At 72.6% G+C, this 18,581-nt stretch carries 20 protein-coding genes; 10 read left to right on the forward strand and 10 right to left on the reverse strand.

The window, feature by feature from the left end:
* Positions 1-5: 5 nt before the first annotated feature.
* Positions 6-950, reverse strand: a complete 945-nt coding sequence (locus tag ACZ6ZI_RS15380; protein ID WP_363053246.1) for an ABC transporter substrate-binding protein — start codon at positions 948-950, stop codon at positions 6-8.
* A gap of 526 nt (positions 951-1,476) precedes the next feature.
* Between ACZ6ZI_RS15380 and ACZ6ZI_RS15385 the strand changes: the two genes are divergently transcribed.
* The 4 genes from ACZ6ZI_RS15385 (at position 1,477) to ACZ6ZI_RS15400 (ending at position 4,738) form a co-directional block, all read left to right on the forward strand.
* Positions 1,477-2,679: an NAD(P)-dependent malic enzyme gene (locus tag ACZ6ZI_RS15385; RefSeq protein WP_469520378.1), complete on the forward strand. Its 1,203-nt coding sequence runs from the start codon at positions 1,477-1,479 to the stop codon at positions 2,677-2,679.
* 158 nt (positions 2,680-2,837) lie between these two features.
* Positions 2,838-3,800, forward strand: a complete 963-nt coding sequence (locus ACZ6ZI_RS15390) for a zinc-binding dehydrogenase (RefSeq protein WP_469520381.1) — start codon at positions 2,838-2,840, stop codon at positions 3,798-3,800.
* Positions 3,801-3,968: 168 nt separating this feature from the next.
* A complete protein-coding gene (locus ACZ6ZI_RS15395) occupies positions 3,969-4,178 on the forward strand; it encodes a helix-turn-helix domain-containing protein (RefSeq protein ID WP_363053243.1) in 210 nt (69 codons plus the stop codon).
* Positions 4,178-4,738, forward strand: a complete 561-nt coding sequence (locus ACZ6ZI_RS15400; protein WP_469520385.1) for a Clp protease N-terminal domain-containing protein — start codon at positions 4,178-4,180, stop codon at positions 4,736-4,738. Before ACZ6ZI_RS15395 ends, ACZ6ZI_RS15400 begins: the two co-directional genes overlap by 1 nt.
* A gap of 109 nt (positions 4,739-4,847) precedes the next feature.
* On the opposite strand, the gene ACZ6ZI_RS15405 is transcribed toward ACZ6ZI_RS15400, so the two are convergent.
* The 3 genes from ACZ6ZI_RS15405 to ACZ6ZI_RS15415 all read right to left on the reverse strand — a co-directional run bounded on the left by ACZ6ZI_RS15405 (position 4,848) and on the right by ACZ6ZI_RS15415 (position 7,838).
* Entirely contained in the window at positions 4,848-5,765 is a 918-nt protein-coding gene (locus ACZ6ZI_RS15405) for a helix-turn-helix transcriptional regulator (RefSeq protein ID WP_469520388.1), read from the reverse strand.
* Position 5,766: 1 nt separating this feature from the next.
* Positions 5,767-6,690 carry a DUF4097 family beta strand repeat-containing protein gene (locus ACZ6ZI_RS15410; RefSeq protein WP_469520391.1) on the reverse strand — a complete coding sequence of 308 codons (924 nt, stop codon included), beginning with the start codon at positions 6,688-6,690 and terminating at the stop codon, positions 5,767-5,769.
* A gap of 215 nt (positions 6,691-6,905) precedes the next feature.
* On the reverse strand, positions 6,906-7,838 hold the full coding sequence (locus tag ACZ6ZI_RS15415; protein ID WP_363053239.1) for a LysR family transcriptional regulator: 933 nt from the start codon (positions 7,836-7,838) through the stop codon (positions 6,906-6,908).
* A gap of 221 nt (positions 7,839-8,059) precedes the next feature.
* Here ACZ6ZI_RS15415 and snpA point away from each other — a divergent pair, with 221 nt between their 5' ends.
* Positions 8,060-8,725, forward strand: coding sequence for a snapalysin (snpA, locus tag ACZ6ZI_RS15420; RefSeq protein WP_469520394.1), 666 nt, complete (start codon positions 8,060-8,062; stop codon positions 8,723-8,725).
* A 45-nt stretch (positions 8,726-8,770) separates the two neighbouring features.
* Here the strand turns inward: snpA and ACZ6ZI_RS15425 are convergent, their stop codons facing one another.
* The 5 genes from ACZ6ZI_RS15425 to ACZ6ZI_RS15445 all read right to left on the reverse strand — a co-directional run bounded on the left by ACZ6ZI_RS15425 (position 8,771) and on the right by ACZ6ZI_RS15445 (position 13,002).
* The gene (locus ACZ6ZI_RS15425) at positions 8,771-8,998 is read right to left on the reverse strand and encodes a hypothetical protein (RefSeq protein WP_469520396.1); all 228 of its coding nucleotides are present in this window, start codon (positions 8,996-8,998) and stop codon (positions 8,771-8,773) included.
* Between the two features lie 37 nt (positions 8,999-9,035).
* Complete coding sequence (locus ACZ6ZI_RS15430) at positions 9,036-9,620, reverse strand: dihydrofolate reductase family protein (protein WP_469520399.1); 585 nt, start codon at positions 9,618-9,620, stop codon at positions 9,036-9,038.
* A gap of 86 nt (positions 9,621-9,706) precedes the next feature.
* Positions 9,707-10,294 (reverse strand): GNAT family N-acetyltransferase, encoded by a 588-nt coding sequence (locus tag ACZ6ZI_RS15435; protein ID WP_469520601.1) that lies wholly within the window; start codon positions 10,292-10,294, stop codon positions 9,707-9,709.
* A gap of 237 nt (positions 10,295-10,531) precedes the next feature.
* Positions 10,532-11,605 (reverse strand): family 2 encapsulin nanocompartment cargo protein polyprenyl transferase, encoded by a 1,074-nt coding sequence (locus ACZ6ZI_RS15440; RefSeq protein ID WP_469520402.1) that lies wholly within the window; start codon positions 11,603-11,605, stop codon positions 10,532-10,534.
* The gene (locus tag ACZ6ZI_RS15445; protein ID WP_363053233.1) at positions 11,596-13,002 is read right to left on the reverse strand and encodes a family 2B encapsulin nanocompartment shell protein; all 1,407 of its coding nucleotides are present in this window, start codon (positions 13,000-13,002) and stop codon (positions 11,596-11,598) included. The genes ACZ6ZI_RS15440 and ACZ6ZI_RS15445 overlap by 10 nt, the downstream gene beginning before the upstream one ends.
* A gap of 225 nt (positions 13,003-13,227) precedes the next feature.
* On the opposite strand from ACZ6ZI_RS15445, the gene ACZ6ZI_RS15450 reads away from it, so the two are divergent.
* The 4 genes from ACZ6ZI_RS15450 (at position 13,228) to ACZ6ZI_RS15465 (ending at position 16,666) form a co-directional block, all read left to right on the forward strand.
* Positions 13,228-13,698 (forward strand): RrF2 family transcriptional regulator, encoded by a 471-nt coding sequence (locus tag ACZ6ZI_RS15450; protein ID WP_469520405.1) that lies wholly within the window; start codon positions 13,228-13,230, stop codon positions 13,696-13,698.
* A gap of 140 nt (positions 13,699-13,838) precedes the next feature.
* Entirely contained in the window at positions 13,839-15,035 is a 1,197-nt protein-coding gene (locus ACZ6ZI_RS15455; RefSeq protein ID WP_469520409.1) for a globin domain-containing protein, read from the forward strand.
* Between the two features lie 106 nt (positions 15,036-15,141).
* On the forward strand, positions 15,142-15,735 hold the full coding sequence (locus ACZ6ZI_RS15460) for an N-acetylmuramoyl-L-alanine amidase (RefSeq protein WP_469520412.1): 594 nt from the start codon (positions 15,142-15,144) through the stop codon (positions 15,733-15,735).
* A 37-nt stretch (positions 15,736-15,772) separates the two neighbouring features.
* Entirely contained in the window at positions 15,773-16,666 is an 894-nt protein-coding gene (locus ACZ6ZI_RS15465) for a 1-aminocyclopropane-1-carboxylate deaminase/D-cysteine desulfhydrase (RefSeq protein WP_469520414.1), read from the forward strand.
* 6 nt (positions 16,667-16,672) lie between these two features.
* On the opposite strand, the gene ACZ6ZI_RS15470 is transcribed toward ACZ6ZI_RS15465, so the two are convergent.
* Positions 16,673-18,256: a Na+/H+ antiporter gene (locus ACZ6ZI_RS15470; RefSeq protein WP_469520417.1), complete on the reverse strand. Its 1,584-nt coding sequence runs from the start codon at positions 18,254-18,256 to the stop codon at positions 16,673-16,675.
* Between the two features lie 43 nt (positions 18,257-18,299).
* On the opposite strand from ACZ6ZI_RS15470, the gene ACZ6ZI_RS15475 reads away from it, so the two are divergent.
* Positions 18,300-18,560: a UBP-type zinc finger domain-containing protein gene (locus ACZ6ZI_RS15475; protein ID WP_469520420.1), complete on the forward strand. Its 261-nt coding sequence runs from the start codon at positions 18,300-18,302 to the stop codon at positions 18,558-18,560.
* Positions 18,561-18,581: the final 21 nt, after the last annotated feature.

The following is an 18,581-nucleotide window of genomic DNA, read 5'->3' on the forward strand; positions in this document are numbered from 1 at the left end:
CGGTCTTACTTTCCTGCGTTGACCGTGGCGGACGGCACGGCGCTGTCCTTCACGTTCCACTTCTCCAGGACCTTGGCGTAGGAGCCGTCCTTGATGATGGCGTCGAGGGCTTCCTTGAGGGCGTCGCGCAGCTGCGTGTTCTCCTTGGAGACCGCGATGCCGAAGAGGCCCACGTCGGCCTGCTGGCCGGCGACCTCGAAGTCGTTGCCGCCGCCCGAGGTCTTCGCGATGTACGCGGCGACCGGGAAGTCGTTGAGGTCGGCCACGGCGCCGCCGGCCTTGACGCGGGTCTGCGCCTCGGCGTCGGTGTCGAAGGCCTCGATGGTGAGCTTCTTGTCCCCGCACTTCTCGGCCTGGGCCTTGAAGGTGTCCTCGTAGATGGTGCCGCGCTGGACGGCGACCGTCTTGCCGCAGACGTCGTCGAGGGACTTGATGTTGTCCGGGTTGCCCTTCTTGACCAGGAGGGAGAGACCGGAGGAGAAGTAGTCGACGAAGTCGACGCCCTTGCCGATCTTGGCGCCCTTGTCGTCGAGGCCTTCCTGGCGCTTCTTGTTGTCGGTGATCGAGGACATCGCGACGTCCTGACGACCGGTCTCCAGCGAGGTGATCAGACCGTCGAAGGTGCCGGAGGTGAACTGGAACTTCACGCCGAGCTGCTTGCCGAGCGCGTCGGCGATGTCGGGGTCGACGCCGACGATCTTGCCGCCCTCGGTGAACTCCATGGGGGCGTAGGCCGCGTCGGTGCCGACCTTGATGACACCCGCGTCCTGGATCTTCTTGGGCAGCTTGGAGAACAGCGGAGCGTCGCTGGTCTTCTCCTTGGTGGCGGAACCGCTGTCGGTCTGGTCGCCACAGCCGGTGAGGATCAGGGCGCCGGCGACCGCGATCGCGCCGACCGCGGCGATCCGGGACCGGGCGGCGGTCGTACGACGGGTGGTGCTAGCGGTCATGAGCTGGTTCCTCCGACAGGGGTGGAAAAGCATCCGAGACAGGTCGGGCACGCACCATCGAGTGTCGCGACCTTGTGTGATTACGGCATCTTGCCATTCGGACTGACGCATTCAGGCTGCCCGTCAGGTCAAAATCAGATAACGGGTGCCCGCGTAGACCCAACAGCCCTGCGGGGAACGGCTCTCGGGGCCGCACAAAACGCTGTGACCAGCCCTTTTGGGAGCACTTTTTACGGTGCGTCTCGCCCAGTGGACACAGAGCTTTGGACTTTTAGCCAAAAACAGGACAAGCAGCCTATGGTCGAGCAGGAATCGACTCGTCTGGGTGAGCGTTCTTCCGGTAGAACAGATCCTTACACCCCTCATCCGGGGCTCAGGGCGCGCGTGCGGCGTGCCCGCGCGTACGAACCTCCCCTTCGCGGAGACGGGCCAACCGTCGATGCGGAGTACGGACGCGGTGCCCGCCCACTTCTTAACCAGGAGTGGCCACCCTCAACGATTCAAAGGACCTAAGGGGTCACACGAAGTGGCAGCGGAGATCGTCAACCCTCGCAGCGACAGCGCGACGGACAACAACCCCGACGCGGTGTTCGCACTGCACCGGGGCGGAAAGATGGCCATCCAGGCCACGGTGCCGGTGAACGACAAGGACGACCTGTCCCTGGCGTACACCCCCGGCGTGGCGAAGGTGTGCACCGCCATCGCCGAGCAGCCCGAGCTCGTGAACGAGTACACCTGGAAGTCGAACGTGGTCGCCGTCGTCACCGACGGTACGGCCGTGCTCGGACTCGGTGACATCGGGCCCGAGGCCTCCCTCCCCGTGATGGAGGGCAAGGCCATCCTCTTCAAGCAGTTCGGCGGTGTCGACGCGGTTCCGATCGCGCTCGCCACCAAGGACACGGACGAGATCATCGAGACCGTCGTGCGTCTCGCGCCGTCCTTCGGCGGGGTCAACCTGGAGGACATCTCCGCGCCCCGCTGCTTCGAGATCGAGCGGCGCCTCCAGGAGGCGCTCGACATCCCGATCTTCCACGACGACCAGCACGGCACGGCCATCGTCACGCTGGCCGCGCTGCGCAACGCCGCGAAGCTCACGGGTCGCACCCTCGGCGACCTGCGGGCCGTGATCGCGGGCGCCGGCGCCGCCGGCATCGCGATCGCCAAGATCCTCGTGGACGCGGGCATCGGCGACGTGTGCGTCACCGACCGCAAGGGCGTCGTCTCGGCGGACCGCTCCGACCTGACGGACGTCAAGGCCGAGATCGCGGGCCTGACGAACAAGACGGGCCTGAACGGCACGCTGGAGGAGGCCCTCGCGGGCGCGGACGTCTTCATCGGCGTCTCCGGCGGCACGGTCGGCGAGGAGGCGGTGGCCTCCATGGCGAAGAACTCCTTCGTCTTCGCCATGGCCAACCCGAACCCCGAGGTCCACCCCGACATCGCGCACAAGTACGCGGCCGTCGTGGCGACCGGTCGGTCGGACTTCCCGAACCAGATCAACAACGTGCTGGCCTTCCCGGGCATCTTCGCGGGTGCCCTGAAGGTCCGCGCGACCCGGATCACCGAGGGCATGAAGATCGCCGCCGCCGACGCCATCGCCGGCGTCGTCGGTGACGAGCTCGCCGCCGACTACGTGATCCCCTCGCCGTTCGACGAGCGCGTCGCGACGGCCGTCACCGCCGCCGTCGCCGCGGCGGCGAAGGCCGACGGCGTGGCTCGCCTCGCCTGATCGGCGCGCCGGACCGCACGAGCCCGTACGTACGAAGGCCCGACCGGAGTGATCTCCGGCCGGGCCTTCGCGCGTCCGGACCCGCCCCGCCGGCCCCGACGGCCGCCCCGAAGGTCACCCCTGGCCGGCGGGCCTACCGGGCGGTAGCGTCTGGCGGCATGTTCGCTGCCTACGCCTCCCGAATCGACCGCGACCAGCCGCTGAACGGCCTCACGCTGGGCGAGCGCCCGGCCCCCGTGGCCCGCCCCGGCTGGGTGACCGTCGACGTCCGTGCCGCCTCCCTCAACCACCACGACCTCTGGTCGCTGCGCGGAGTGGGCCTCGGCGAGGACAAACTGCCCATGATCCTCGGCTGCGACGCCGCCGGGGTCGACCAGGACGGCAACGAGGTCGTCCTGCACTCCGTCATCGGCCAGAGCGGCCACGGGGTCGGCCCGGACGAGCCCCGCTCCATCCTCACCGAGCGCTACCAGGGCACCTTCGCCGAGCAGGTCACCGTCCCCGCCTGGAACGTGCTGCCCAAGCCCGCCGAGCTCTCCTTCGAGGAGGCCGCCTGCCTGCCGACGGCCTGGCTCACCGCCTACCGGATGCTGTTCACCAACGCCGGGGTGCGCCCGGGCGACTCCGTACTGGTGCAGGGCGCGGGCGGGGGCGTGGCCACCGCCGCGGTCGTCCTGGGTCGCGCGGCCGGCCTGCGGGTCTTCGCCACGAGCCGCGACGCCGCCAAGCGGGAGCGGGCCGTGGAACTGGGCGCGCTGGAGGCGTACGAGCCGGGCGCGCGGCTGCCGCAGCGGGTGGACGCCGTCATCGAGACGGTCGGCGCCGCCACCTGGTCGCACTCGGTCAAGTCGCTGCGCCCCGGCGGGACCCTGGTCATCTCGGGCGCGACCAGCGGCGACCGGCCGGCGCACGCCGAGCTGACCCGGATCTTCTTCCTGGAGCTGAAGGTGGTCGGCTCGACCATGGGCTCGAAGGACGAGCTGGAGGACCTCCTCGCCTTCTGCGCCGCCACCGGGGTGCGCCCCGTGATCGACGAGGTGCTGCCGCTGGACCGGGCGCGCGAGGGCTTCGCGAAGCTGGAGTCCGGCGACCTCTTCGGCAAGGTGGTCCTCAAGGTCTGAGTCGGGATCGGCGTACGGGTGGGCGACCCCGTCGCACCCGTACGACCGCCACGCCCGTACGACCGCCACGCCCGTACGACCGCCACGCCCGTGCGGCCGCCACGCCCGCCATGCCCGCTTGTCAATCAGGGTTGACACCCCTCCCGCCGTCAACCTAGATTGACACGCATGACGGAAGCCACCGATCTCGCCGAACAGGCCGGAGACCCCGACCCGCGCGTGGGCCTGCGCTCCGTGGCCGCGCTGCGCAGACTCCTCGAACAGCTGGAGGCGGTGCAGGTGCGAGCCGCCCGCGCGCGGGGCTGGTCCTGGCAGGAGATCGCGGCCGAGCTGGGCGTCAGCCGGCAGGCCGTGCACAAGAAGTACGGGAGGCTGTGATGTTCGAACGCTTCACCAAGGACGCCCGCGAGACGGTGGTGGGGGCGGTGGCCGAGGCCAGGCGCGCCGGGGCCGCCACGGTCACCGAGGAGCACCTGATGCTCTCCCTGCTCGCCCTCGGCGCCCTGGACCCGCTCGGCGTGGACCGGGCGACGGTGGCGGGCGCCCTCGCGGCGGCCCGCCGTCGGGGCGGTCTCTCGCGCGCCGACGAGCAGGCCCTGGCGGGGCTCGGCATCGACCTCGCGCGGATCGTCGAGCGGGTCGAGGAGACCCACGGCGCGGGCGTCCTGGACTCCCCCGCGCCGCGCCGGCGCACCCTCGGCTCCTCGCTGCGCTCGGCGCTGGGCCGCCCGGAGTCGGAGCACCGGCACGTCCCCTTCACCGAGGGCGCGAAGAAGACGCTGGAGTCCTCGCTACGCATCGCACTGGGTCGGGGCGACCGGAGCATCGGCACCCCGCACCTGGTGCTGGCCCTGCTGGCCCGCCCCGGCAGCGTCCGCGAGGTCCTCGCGGACCAGGGGATCACCTACGACACCGCCGAATCGGGCCTGGCGGCCTGACGGGAACCCCACGACCGGCGCCGCACCCCAGGTCACGCCCGAGCGGGCGCCGGGCCTGCGCGCCCCGGCGGGGCTGCGCGCCCGACGCCGGGGGGACGGGCCGGCGGGCCTACGCTCCCGGGCGCAGCCCCGCTTCGATGCGGGCGGCGGCCGCCGCGAGGTGGGCGCGGGCCTCGGCCAGCTGGGCCGGGTTCACGCCGTGGTCGCGGGCCGCGTCGCGGACGTCGTCGCGGAAGCGGTCCAGGAGCCGGTCCAGGTCCCGCGCCGGGTCGGCGGAGGGGGTGAGGTCCTCGGCCCAGCCCGCTCCGGCGGGTCCAGGGGCGCTCGCCGTCTCGGCGGCACCCGCCCCGGCGGGATCCGGCGCCGCGGGGCCGCTGCCGCCGCCCAGCCAGGCGCCGGCCAGGCTCCCCAGCACCCCACTCGACTTCGAGAACTGCTCCTGGAGCTGGGCCGCGATCCGCTGGACCTCCTCGCGGGCCCGGTCCTGGGCCTCCTTCGCCTGCCGGCGGGCCGCCTGCGCCTCCTCGCGGGCCCGGCGGCTCTCGTCCTTCGCCCGGCGCGCCTGTTCCTTCCACTCCACGCGCGCCTTGCGCAGTTCCTCCTTGGCCGCCTTCCAGGAGTCGTCCTCGACGGGGGTGGCCGTCGCCGAGGCGGCGGCGGCCCGCATCTCCCGGCGCAGATCGCCGGCGGCGCCCCGGACGTCGTCGCGGATCTCGGCGGCCAGTTCGGAGACCGAGTCGCGGATCTCCAGTTCCAGGTCGGCCAGTTCGCCGCCGCGGTCGGCCAGTTCGGCGCGGCCCGCCTCGGTGATGGAGTACACCTTCCGCCCGCCCTCGGTGGCGTGGGTGACGAGCCCCTCGGCCTCCAGCTTGGCCAGGCGCGGGTACACGGTGCCCGCGGAGGGCGCGTAGAGGCCCTGGAAGCGCTCCTCCAGCAGGCGGATCACCTCGTAGCCGTGGCGCGGCGCCTCGTCCAGCAGTTTGAGCAGGTAGAGGCGGAGGCGGCCGTGGGCGAAGACGGGCGGCATGTCAGAGCACCTTCTTGTCGAGCTGGAGCGGGGTGGCGGCGTCGGCGTCGGCCGGGGGACGGCGCAGCAGGGCGATGGCTCCGGAGACGGTCGTGGCGCGCAGGGTGCCGGCGCCGGTGCCGAGGGTGCCGGTGATCCGCTTGGCGCCCAGTTGGCCGGAGACGCGCAGGTCCTCGAAGGCGTTGGAGACGCCGCCGGTGGCGGTGTTGGCCTCGACCTTGGCGTCGGCGGGGTGCGGGAGGCGGATCGCGACCTGTCCGGAGACGGAGTTGAGGAAGACGTCCACCGGCCGATCCGCCCCCGGGTCGGGGGCGAGGTCGATGAGCATGTCGCCGCTGACCGAGTCGGCGCGTACGTTCCCGCCGGAGCCGTCCACCACCGTCAGGCCGCCGGAGACGGAGTGGAAGCCGAACTCGCCGGTGACGGACTGCGCCTCGACGCTGCCGGAGACGGTGTGCGCCTTGACCCGGCCGGAGAGGGCCACGAGGGTCGCGTCGCCGGACACGCCGTTGACGTCCGTCCCGCCGGAGATTCCGGAGACGAAGGTGGCGGCGCTGACGGCAGCGAGTTGGACGCGGGTGGCGGCGGGGACGGTGAGGGTGACGGTGACGCTGCGCTCCCATGCCTTGCGGCCGTCCTCGGAGGCGCCGGACCAGGCCTTCCAGGGCTTGCTCTCGAACCACTTGCGCAGGCCCTGGGAGCCGTTCCAGGGCAGGTCCTCGTAGGAGAGGGTGAGGACGCCGCCCTCCTGGACCACGTGGAGGGGCGGGCCGTCGACCTCGGCGACCTCCAGGCGGGCCGGCCCGTCCTCGGCCGCGACGACGTTGACGGCGCCGCCGACGATGCGGACGCGGAGGTCGGTGACCGGTTCCTCGAAGGTGAGCTTCTGCGGTGCCGCGACGGACCACGTCGTCTGCTCTGCCATGGTGCTGCTCCTCCTCGTGGGCTGACGCACGCAACATATCGCGTCTTCTGTACAACACGATATATCGCGGTCGGGGGAAGTCAAGCAACCGGCCCGATGTCCGGGAACCGCCCCCTTCGGCCGCGCGCGTCCCGGCGCGCGGGCACGACGACGGCCCGGACCCCGGTCGGGGTCCGGGCCGGGTCGGGGGCTCGGGTCGGGCTCGGAAGGCGCTCTCAGGCCGCCAGCAGCGGACTCGCGTGGTGGTGGAGCCACGCCCGGTACGGCGGGGTGCCGAGGGCGGCCTCGCGGTAGGCGGCGCGGAGGTCCTGGTAGACCTCGGCGTGCGCCCCCGGACGGGTCGCCAGCAGCAACCGCACGGCGAGGGGGTCGCCCGACAGCGGCCGGATCGCCATGTCGTCGCGCGGGCCGGAGGTGGGCTGGCAGGGGGCGACGGCCTCGCCGGAGACGATCAGGGAGGTGGCCGTGTGGTAGTCGGCGTGCAGCACGGGCGGATCGAGCCCGGCGCCGGCGAAGACCCTGCGCAGGCCGTCCCACTCCCCGTCGACCGAGGGGTCCACCGTCCAGCGGTCCTCGGCCAGGTCCTCTAACGCCACCACGGGCGAGCGCGCGGCCGGGTGGTCGCGCGACATGGACACGAACTGCGGTTCGCGCTCCATCAACACCCGCATCTGGAGCCCCTCGGGCACCCGCAGCGGACTGCCCTCCACCTCGTGCACGAAGGCCACGTCCAACTGCCCGGACGCCACCATCCGCAGCAGGGCGTTCGCCGACACGTCGACCACCAGCGAGGTCTCCGTCTCCGGCTCCCTGCGGTGCAGCCGCCGCAGCCAGCCCGGCAGGGCGCGACTGGCGGTCGAACCGATCCGCAGCCTGGGGCCGTGCGCCGCCGCCCGCGCCTCGGCGACCAGCGCCGCCATGTCGGCGAGCAGGGGTCGCGCGCGGCCGAGCACCGCGCGTCCGAAGGGGGTCGGCCGGCATCCGGTGCGTTCGCGCAGGAACAGCTCGCCGTCCAGGGCCCGTTCGATCCGCTGTAACTGCGTGGTCAACGAGGGCTGGCTCACACCGAGTTGCCGCGCGGCCTTGTGCAGGCTGCCGGCGTCGGCGATGGCGCACAGCGCGCGCAGGTGCCTCACCTCGAGCTCCATGCCCCGAGGGTAGGACGGGGCCGGTGGACCGCACCAGTCGCCTATAGCCCCCCGAATCCCGCCATTCTCACGCCAGTTGCCCGTGGTAAATCTCACCGAAAACTCCCCGATAGGTGTGTGCTATCGGGCGCTGACATCATCCCCGCGCGCCGTCGGCTCCCGCAGACTCCGGTACCGAACCACCACCCCCCACCGCACCGGACGAGTAGGAGCACCCCCACATGCGCCCCTTCCGTATGCCCATGACGGCCGCCACCGTCGGACTGGGCCTCGCCGCCGCCCTCGTCGGCTTCGCCCCCACGGCCACCGCCACGACGGCCGCCCCGGCCGAACTCGCCGCCGGGTACGCGGCGTACGAGAACTCCCAGGAGAACCAGGCCGCCAACCGCGCCTTCTTCGAGGCCGTGCAGCGCTCGGTCGTCGAGCAGCGGGCCGCGAACCCCGGCGCCGCCGTGGTCACCGTCACCTACAACACCCGCAGCGCGCCCAGCTTCCGCACCCAGATAGCCAACTCCACCCGCATCTGGAACAGCTCGGTCACCAACGTGAAGCTCCAGGAGGTGTCCTCCGGCGGGAGCTTCTCCTACCGCGAGGGCAACGACTCGCGCGGCTCGTACGCGAGCACGGACGGCCACGGTCGCGGCTACATCTTCCTCGACTACCGCCAGAACCAGCAGTACAACTCCACCCGCGTGACCTCGCACGAGACGGGCCACGTGCTGGGCCTGCCGGACCACTACTCGGGTCCGTGCAGTGAGCTGATGTCGGGCGGCGGGCCGGGCACCTCCTGCACGAACGCCACCCCGAACAGCGCCGAGCGGTCGCGCGTCAACCAGCTGTGGGCCAACGGCTTCGCCGCCTCGGGCCTCGGCTCGAAGGGCCAGTAGACCGGGTCGTCGCGGCGGCCGGCCGGGGTCGGCCGCCGCGGCGCGTCAGGCGCCCTCGCCGGAGGGCACCCGGCCCACCCCCTCGGGGGCGAGGTAGCGGAGGCATTCCGGATTGTGGCAGGGACCCGCGTGCCAGTCCGGCACGAAGATCCCGAGCGACTTGCGTCGACTGACGACCGTATCCACGGCACGCCCGCAGGCCGGACACGCGTACCTCTCGTGTCCGGCCCGCGGTGCGACCGTCTCCCGCACGTGCTGCTGTTCACCGGCCATACCTCCACGGTAGGCCGGTTTTCGCGCGTGTGGCGGGTCAGCGCTTCACGGCGTAGGAGGTGACGATCTGGCCGCCGCCGAGGACGGTGCAGCCGGTCAGCTCCAGGGGTCGGACGCCGAAGCCGGCGCGGGACATGGGCATGCCGGTGCCGACGACGAGCGGGTAGGTCTTGACGATGTACTCGTCGATCTCGTCGACCAGCTGACCGGCGAGGTCCGCGCCGCCGCAGAGCCAGATGTCGAGCCCGTCGCGGGCCTTCAGCTCGCGCACCGCCGCCACCACGTCGCCGCTGATCAGCCGCACCTGCGGGTCCGGGGTCTCGGCGAGGGAGCGCGAGACGACGTACTGCTCGCGCATGTGGCCGTAGGGGCTGGTCATGCCCACCTTCAGGCCGGGCTCGTAGGTCCCGCGGCCCATCACCACCGTGTCGAAGCGGCGGGGCGGGAGGTCGTCCATCCCGAGCTGCGCGCGTCCGAGGCCGGAGACGGTCTCGGGGTACTCGGCCCTGAGGTGTTCGATGAACTCCGCGTCGACGTAGGGGTAGATGAAGTCCGCCTCGCCGTCCGGGGCACCGATGAACCCGTCGACCGTCGTCGCGATGAAGTACGTGAGCTTGCGCAAGCGATTCTCTTCCGTTCGACCGTGCCACCGCTCCGGTGCACGCCAGTCAAAGTACTTCACCTGAAGTACTTCACCAAGGGCGTTTTTCAGCCGAGCGGTTTGCGCCACATCGGCCACATGAGCGGCCCCTCCGGCAGCCGCACGGCCTCGCCCGTGCACGCGAAGCCGAGCCGCTCGTACAGCCGCCGACTGCGCTCGCTGCTCGCCTCCAGGTACGCCGGTACGCCGTCCCGGTCGCAGCGCTCCAGCACCGGACGCATCAGCTCCGTCCCCAGCCCCTCCCCCTGACGGCCCGGCGCGACGGCGATCATCAGCAGGTACTCGTGCTCCTCGGACGTCGGGTGCACCGCCCCGGTGAGCCGGCCGACGAGCTCGCAGCGTTCGTTGTCCGGATCGGCCACGGCGCGCATCTTCGCCGGGATCTCATCCTCGCCCTCCGGCTCGCCGGCGGGGATCCGCAGCCACAGCGCCGCCGCGGAGCCGTCCGCCGCCCGGTCGATCCGCCCCTCCGCGAGGGCCACGTCCACGAACACCCCGAGGAAGCGGCCGTGCACGGCGGCGCGGTGCTCCGGGTCGGGGAAGACCCAGCTGCTCACGGGGTCGTCCCGGAAGGCCGCGTCCAGCAGCCGCGCGACCTCGTCGCGCTCCGACCGGTCCGCCTGACGTATCTCCAGCACCACGGGTCACACCCTCCACTCGGACGTCAACAACCGGGTGTGATCCTAGAGTTGACGCACCTACGCGGAAAGGCCCGTTCCGGCGCCCTCACGCTGCCGGAACGAGCCTGCCGCGAACGACGCCGCCGAGGACGGTCGGCGGCGTCGCGATCGGGGGGCGCACGGCCGTCGCGGGGTGCGCGTCGCCCGGTGTCACCGGGCGGCCGTCACCTCGCGGCCGTCACCTCGCGGCCGTCACCGGGTGCGGCGGGTGACGAACTCCGCCAGCGCGAGCAGCCCGTCGGCCGCCGCGAGGTCGGGTACGGCCCGCGACAGTTCCTGCACCGCCCGGCCCATCCGGTCGGCCGCGTGGGCCTGGGCCCAGTCGCGCCCGCCGGCGCGCTCCACCGCGCGGGCCGCGCGGGTGACGTCGTCCCCGCTCATCGGGCCCGCGTAGAGCGCGGCCAGTTCCTCGCCCGCCCCGGTGCCCGAGGTGAGGGCGGCCACGACGGGCAGGGACTTCTTGCGGGCCAGCAGATCGGCCCCGGCGGGCTTGCCGGTGTGGCCCGGGTCGCCCCAGATGCCGATCAGGTCGTCGATCAGCTGGAAGGCGATGCCGGCCTCGCGGCCGAAGGCGTCGATCGCGTCGGCCTCCTCGGCCCCGGCCCCCGCGTACAGCGCGCCCATCGCGCAGGAGCAGCCGAGCAGCGCCCCCGTCTTGGCCGTGGCCATGGTCAGGCACTCGTCGAGCGAGACGTCCGGGCGCACCTCGAAGGCGCAGTCCGCCTGCTGCCCCGCGCAGAGTTCGACGATGCAGGCCGCGAGGCGGGCGGAGGCCCGGGCCGAGGCCGGGTGCGGGTCCTCGGCGAGCAGCCGCAGGGCGAGGGCCATCATGGCGTCGCCGGTGATGATCGCGTCGGCGGTGCCGAAGACGGTCCAGGCCGTGGGTCGGCCGCGGCGGCGGACGTCCTTGTCGACGACGTCGTCGTGGAGCAGCGTGAAGTTGTGCGCCAGTTCCACGGCCACCGCGCCCCGCACCGCCGCCGCCTCGACGGCCTCTTCGGCGGTCCCGGAAGCGGCGGGGCGCAGCGCCCGGGCCGAGGCCAGGACGAGCGCCGGCCGGATGGCCTTGCCCGCGCCCTCCTGGGCCGCGGTGCCGTCCTCCCGTTCCCAGCCGAAGTGGTACATCGCCACCCGTCGCATGCCGCCGGGCAGGCTCTCGACGGCCCGGCGCAGCTCCGGGTCGACCGCTTCCCTGGTCCGCTCCAGCAGGACCGAGGCCTCCTGCCCCTCGCCCCGGGCGAGGGTGTGCGCGCTCATCAGCGCCATCGTCCGATCTCGACGTTCTCCAGGACGCCGAGCGCGTCCGGCACCAGGACGGCGGCGGAGAAGTAGGCGGTGACCAGGTAGGAGATGATCGCCTGCTCGCTGATGCCCATGAAGCGCACGGACACGCTCGGCTCGATCTCGTCCGGGATGCCGGGCTGGTGCAGGCCGATCACGCCCTGTTCGGACTCGCCGGTGCGCATGCACAGGATGGAGGTCGTACGGGCGTCGCTGATCGGGATCTTGTTGCTCGGGAAGATCGGGACCCCGCGCCAGGCCGGCACCCGGGTCCCGGCGACGTCGATGGTCTCGGGGTAGAGGCCGCGCTTGTTGCACTCGCGGCCGAAGGCGGCGATGGCCTTGGGGTGCGCGAGGAACAGGTTGGAGTCGCGGCGCATGGACAGCAGCGCGTCGAAGTCGTCCGGGGTGGGGGCGCCGTCGTGGGGCTGGATCCGCTGGTCGTAGTCGGCGTTGTGGAGGAGCCCGAACCCGCGGTTGTTGAGCATCTCGTGCTCCTGGCGCTCGCGCAGCGCCTCGACCGTGAGCCGCAACTGCTGCTCGGTCTGGTTCATGGGGTGGTTGTAGAGGTCGGCGACGCGGGTGTGGACGCGCAGGACCGTTTGTGCAATGGAGAGTTCGTACTCGCGCGGACGGGCCTCGTAGTCGACGAAGGTGCCCGGGAGGACGGCCTCGCCCTCGTGGCCGGCGGAGAGGTCGATCGCCGCCTCGCCGTAGGGGTTGGTGCGCCGGTCGGGGGTGGCCCGGGCGCTGTCCACGTGGGCGCGCAGGGAGTCGACCCGGTCGGCGAGGAGCCGGAAGTCCTGGCGGGTGAGGACCAGGGCGGTGCCGGCGGTGGCGGCGCGGGCCGTGTACTCCCAGATCGCCTCCTCCTCCGCGAGGGAGTCCTCGCCGAAGAAGGCGCCGTCGGCGACGGTGCGCAGGACCGCGTCGTCGCCGTAGGGGCCGGGGCCGATCTGTTCGACGCGGCCGTGGGCGAGGAGGAAGACCTGGTCGGAGGGGCTGCCGAAGGAGGTGAGCTCCTGGCCGGCCTCGAAGTCGAGCTGGCGGCAGCGGGCGGCGAGTTCGGTGAGGACCTCCTCGTCCTCGTAGCCGCGCAGCAGGGGCAGTTCGCCGAGTTCGGCGGGGATGACCTGGACCTGGGTGCCGGTCTTGACGAACTCGACGATCCCGTTGCCGACGGTGTGGGTGAGTCGGCGGTTGACCCGGTAGGTGCCGCCCTGCACCGAGACCCACGGGAGCGTCTTCAGGAGCCACCGGGAGGTGATCTCCTGCATCTGCGGCACGGACTTGGTCGTGGTTGCCAAGTTCCGCGCGGCCGAGGTACCGAGACTGCGCTGCGGTGTCTGGGCTTCGGACTCGGAACCCGCCTGGACCGACATGTCTTTCCCTTTCGATCACTCCATGGATCTGCGGACGGAACGCTGCCGGCCCGTGACGTGGCGTGGCCATTACACAAAAGGGTGGGACTACTCCGTACGGGTGTGGGCATCCTGCTTGGCCCGACTTCTCCACCCGGCGGCCCCTCCACCCCATCGGTTCCGGCCGGCACGGACCTCGCCGACACTTAACTTGTATCTGCGATGCAAGTTTTCTACGCTGAGGCCATGCGGCTGACCCGATTCACCGACCTGGCGCTGCGCGTCCTGATGCGCCTGGCCGTCGAGGAGACGGACCTCCCGACGACGCGCGATGTCGCGGCGAGCATGGAGGTCCCGTACACCCACACGGCCAAGGTGGTCGCCAGGCTGCAACATCTCGGCCTGGTCGAGGCGCGGCGCGGGCGGGGCGGCGGTCTCGCCCTCACCCCCGCGGGGCGCGCGGCCTCGGTGGGCGGGGTGGTGCGCGAGCTGGAGGGCGCGGGGGACGTCGTGGACTGCGACGGCACCGTCCCGTGCCCGCTGCGCGGGGCGTGCGTCCTGCGCGGGGCACTGCGGCGCGCACAGGAGGCCTTCTACGCCGCGCTGGACCCGCTGACGGTGAACGAGCTGGTGGCGGCCCCGACGGGCCCCGTATTGCTCGCCCTCTCGGGCACCGGCGGCCCGCGGGGCGGTTCCGGGGACCGGATGGCCGAATAGGTCCGCCCGCCGCGACCCCGCCGGCCCCTCACGAGCGGGACACGAGGGCACCCGAACAGATTTACGCCCTGCCACGGCACCTCCGCACGCCCTTGAATATGAATCTGCCATACCAATTAGACGAGGAACGAGGAGCACCCATGCTTTCGGAGAAGTCGGCCGCGACCGTACGCGCCAGCCTGCCCGCCGTCGGGGCGGCCATCGGCGACATCACGGAGCTGTTCTACGAGAAGCTGTTCGCGGCCCACCCGGAGCTGCTCCGGGACCTGTTCAACCGGGGCAACCAGAACGCCGGACTCCAGAAGCAGGCCCTCGCCGGCTCCATAGCCGCCTTCGCCGGCCACCTCCTGGAGCACCCGGACACCCGGCCCGACGTGATGCTCGGGCGGATCGCCCACAAACACGCCTCCCTGGGCGTGACCCGCGAGCAGTACCCGGTCGTCCACACCCACCTCTTCGCCGCCATCGTCGAGATCCTCGGCGAGGCCGTTACCCCCGAGGTCGCCGAGGCCTGGGACGAGGTCTACTGGCTGATGGCGAACGCCCTCATCGCCATCGAGGAGCGCCTCTACGCCGAACAGCGCGTCCTCGCGGGCGACGTGTGGCGGCAGTGGACCGTCACCGCCCGGATCGAGGAGACGCCGGACGTCGCCACCTTCCACCTCGCCCCGGCCGACGGGGGCGACCTCCCGCGCGCCCTGCCCGGCCAGTACGTCTCCGTACAGGTCGAGCTCCCCGACGGGGCCCGCCAGATCCGCCAGTACAGCCTCTCCTCCTCCCCCGGCGCCCCGCTGCGCGCCGTCACCGTCAAGCGGGTCCACGGCCCGGCGGCCGGCGGCCCCGACGGCGAGGTCTCCAACCACCTGCACGCGGCCGTGCGCCCCGGCGACACCCTGCGCGTCTCGGCCCCGTACGGGGACCTGGCGCTCCGGGAGTCGACCGCGCCGGTCCTGCTCGCCTCGGCCGGCATCGGCTGCACCCCGATGCTCTCGATGCTGGAGCACCTCACCGAGACCGGACACGCCTCCCCCGTCACCGTCGTGCACGGTGACCGCACGCCCGGCGAGCACGCCCTGCGCGCCGACCACCGCGCCCTGACCCACAAGCTCCCCGACGCGAGCGCCCACTTCTGGTACGAGGCCGGGGCCGAGCCGGGCGACCTCACCGGGCGGGTGGACCTGACGGACGTCGCGGTCGCCCCCGACACCCGCGCCTACCTGTGCGGCCCCCTCCCCTTCATGCGGGCGGTGCGCGCACAGCTCCTGGACAAGGGAGTGGCCGCGGCGGACATCCACTACGAGGTGTTCGGACCCGACCTGTGGCTGGCTTCCGCCTGACGGCCGGCCGAAACCCGCCCTAGGCGCGGAACCCTTCCCTCCGCTACACCGGAACGTAACGGTACGCACACATACGGTGTCCGTCCCGTGTCGTGAAGGAGGGCCCGTGTCCGCACCCATGTCCGCGACCCGGTTCATCAACGCCCTGCGCGGCGCCGACCTCACCGTCGTCGAGGTCGGCGCCTGGCGCACCCGCAACCGCAACCACAAGGGCCCCTGGGGCCCCGTCCACGGGGTGATGGTCCACCACACCGTCACCCGCGGCGCCGCCTACACCGTGGCCCTGTGCCGCGACGGCTCCAGCGCCCTGCCCGGTCCCCTGTGCCACGGGGTCATCACCAAGGACGGCCGGATCCACCTCGTCGGCTACGGCCGCACCAACCACGCGGGCGCCGGCGACTCCGACGTCCTGGCCGCCGTCATCGCCGAGAAGCGCCTCCCCGCGGACAACCAGGCGAACGTGGACGGCAACCGCCACTTCTACGGCTTCGAGTGCGAGAACCTCGGCAACGGCGAGGACCCCTGGCCCGCCGTCCAGCTCGACGCCATCGCCCGCGCGGCGGCGGCCGTCTGCCGCGTCCACGGCTGGACCGCCCGCTCGGTGATCGGCCACCGCGAATGGCAGCCCGGCAAGATCGACCCGGTCGGCTTCACCATGGACTCGATGCGCGAACGCGTCGCGGAGATCCTGAAGCCCTGACCCGCCACCCCGCCCGCCCCCACCGGACAATGGGTCCGTGCCCCACCCCGAACTGTCCCCGCGCCCCGCGTCACCGCTCGTCGAGATCCCCGACGAGCGGTTCGCCGCGCGCGGGGTGCGGCTGCTGCTGAAGCGGGACGACCTCGTCCATCCCGAGCTGCCCGGGAACAAGTGGCGCAAGCTCGCCCCCAATCTGCGGGCCGCGCTGGAGACGGGCCACGACGGGCTCGTCACCTTCGGCGGCGCCTACTCCAACCACCTGCGGGCCACCGCCGCCGCCGGGCGGCTGCTCGGACTGCGCACCACCGGCGTCGTCCGCGGGCACGAGCTGGCCGACCGGCCGCTCAACGACTCCCTCGCCCGCTGCGCCGCGGACGGCATGCGGCTGCGCTTCGTGACCCGGACGGAGTACCGCCACAAGGCCGAACCGGCGACCCTGGCCCGCCTGCTGGAGGCAGCCGACGCGGTCGGGGCGTACGTGATCCCCGAGGGCGGCAGCAACGCCCTCGCCCTGGGCGGCTGCGCGGAGCTCGGCCGCGAGCTGCGGGACGCGGGCGACGTCGTCGCGGTGGCCTGCGGCACGGGCGGGACCCTGGCCGGACTCGCGGCGGGCCTCGCCCCCGGGCAGCGGGCCCTCGGCGTACCCGTGTTGGCGGGCGGCTTCCTGGAGGCGGAGATGCGTTCCCTCCAGAGCCGGGCCTTCGGCGGCCCGGCCGGCGACTGGAGCCTGGCCGAGGGCTTCGACCACGGCGGCTACGCCCGCGTCCCCCGACCACTGGAGGAGTTCGCCGCCGACTTCGAGTCCCGCCACGGCCTCCCCGTCGAGCGGATCTACGTGGCCAAGCTGCTGTGGGCCCTGACCGCCCTCACCACCTCCGGCGCCTTCCCCCGCGGCACCGCCCTGGTCGCCGTCGTCACGGGCCGCCCGTAGGGCCTGTCACGGCGACTCCTCCCGGTACGCCGCCGCCTCCTCCAGGTCCAGTCGGCGCAACAGGGCCCGCAGCATCTCGTCGTCGATGCGCCGCTGGTCGCGCAGAGCGACGAAGACCTCCCGCTCGGCGCCGATCATCTCCCGCGCCAACCGCCGGTACACGTCGTCCGCCGACTCCCCCGTGACCGGGTTGACCTCCCCCAGCCGCTCCCACACCGCGTTGCGCCGCCGCTCCAGCACCGAGCGCAGCCGGTCCACCAGCGGCGGCGGGAGCGTGCTGTTCGCCGGGTCCTCCAGCAGTTCCGCGAGCCGTTCCTCCGCCGCCCGCGAGGCCCGGCTCTGCGCCTGGGCCTCCGCCAGGGTCTCGGCCCGCGCGTCCCGCGCCGGCAGCCTGAGCGCCCGGATCAGCGGCGGCAGGGTCAGCCCCTGCACCACGAGCGTGCCGATGACGGTCGTGAAGGTGAGGAAGAGGATCAGGTTGCGGTGCGGCACGCCGATCGGCACCGAGAAGGCGATGGCCAGCGAGACCACCCCGCGCATCCCCGCCCAGCCCACGACGACCGGGGCCTTCCAGTCGGTGTCGGGCTCCCGCTCACGGATCCGCCGCGACACCCACCGGGGCACGAACGTCGCCGGGAACACCCACAGGTACCGCGCCGCCACCACCGCGAGGAACACCACGACCGCGTACCAGGCCGCCGCGATCCCCTCGTACTCGCCGAGCCCCTTCAGCACCACCGGCAGCTGGAGCCCGATCAGCGCGAACACCACCGACTCCAGAACGAAGGCGACGACCCGCCACACCGCCTCCTCCTGGAGCCGGGTGGCGAAGTCGACCTGCCAGTTGCGGTGCCCCAGGTACAGCGCGACCACCACCACCGCCAGCACCCCGGACGCGTGGACCCGCTCCGCCACCGCGTACGCCACGAACGGGATCAGCAGCGAGAGCGTGTTCTGCAGCAGCGGCTCCTTCAGCCGTTTGCGCAGCTGGTGGATCGGCACCATCAGCAGCAGGCCCACCCCGACGCCGCCCACGGACGCGAGCAGGAACTCCGCGAGCCCACCGGCCCACCCCGCGCCCACCCCGACCGCCGCCGCCAGCGCCACCTTGTAGGCGGTGATGGCGGTGGCGTCGTTGACGAGCGACTCCCCCTGGAGGATGGTCGTCACCCGGTTCGGCAGCCCCAACCGGCGGGCGATGGCCGTCGCCGCGACCGCGTCCGGCGGGGCCACCACCGCCCCCAGCACCAGCGCCACCGGCAGCGACAGGCCCGGCACCAGCAGGTACGCCACGTACCCGACGGCCAGCGTCGCGAACAGCACGTAGCCCACCGACAGCAGCGCGATCGGCCGCGCGTTGGCCCGCAGGTCCAGGTACGAGCTGTCCACCGCGGCCGTGTGCAGCAGCGGCGGGAGCAGCAGCGGGAGCACGATGTGCGGGTCGAGGGCGTACTGCGGCACGCCCGGCAGGTACGCGGCGATCAGACCGGCCGCGACCAGCAGCAGCGGCGCCGGAACCGGCGTGCGGCGGGCGAACCCGGCCACGGCCGCGCTCCCCGCCACGAGCGCCACCAGCGGCAATACCTCCATCGGTGATCATCCCCATCCGTCGGCCGGTCGTACGCTGGCCATCATGAGCGAGTGCACCCACGTTGCAGAACTGCCGCGCCCCGAGCCCGTCCCGCATGGGCCGACGTGCCCGGAATGTGAGGCCGTCGGAAGTCATCCGGTGCAACTGCGGATGTGCCTGGGGTGCGGGTACGTGGCCTGCTGCGACTCCTCCCCCCACCGGCACGCCACCGCGCACCACCACGAGACCGGGCATCCGGTGATGCGGAGCTTCGAGCCGGGAGAGACCTGGCGCTGGTGTTTTGTCGACGGTTCGATCGTCTGAACCGGGGGTAGGTCAACCCTC

It is taken from the genome of Streptomyces sp. NPDC103540 (assembly GCF_055584445.1).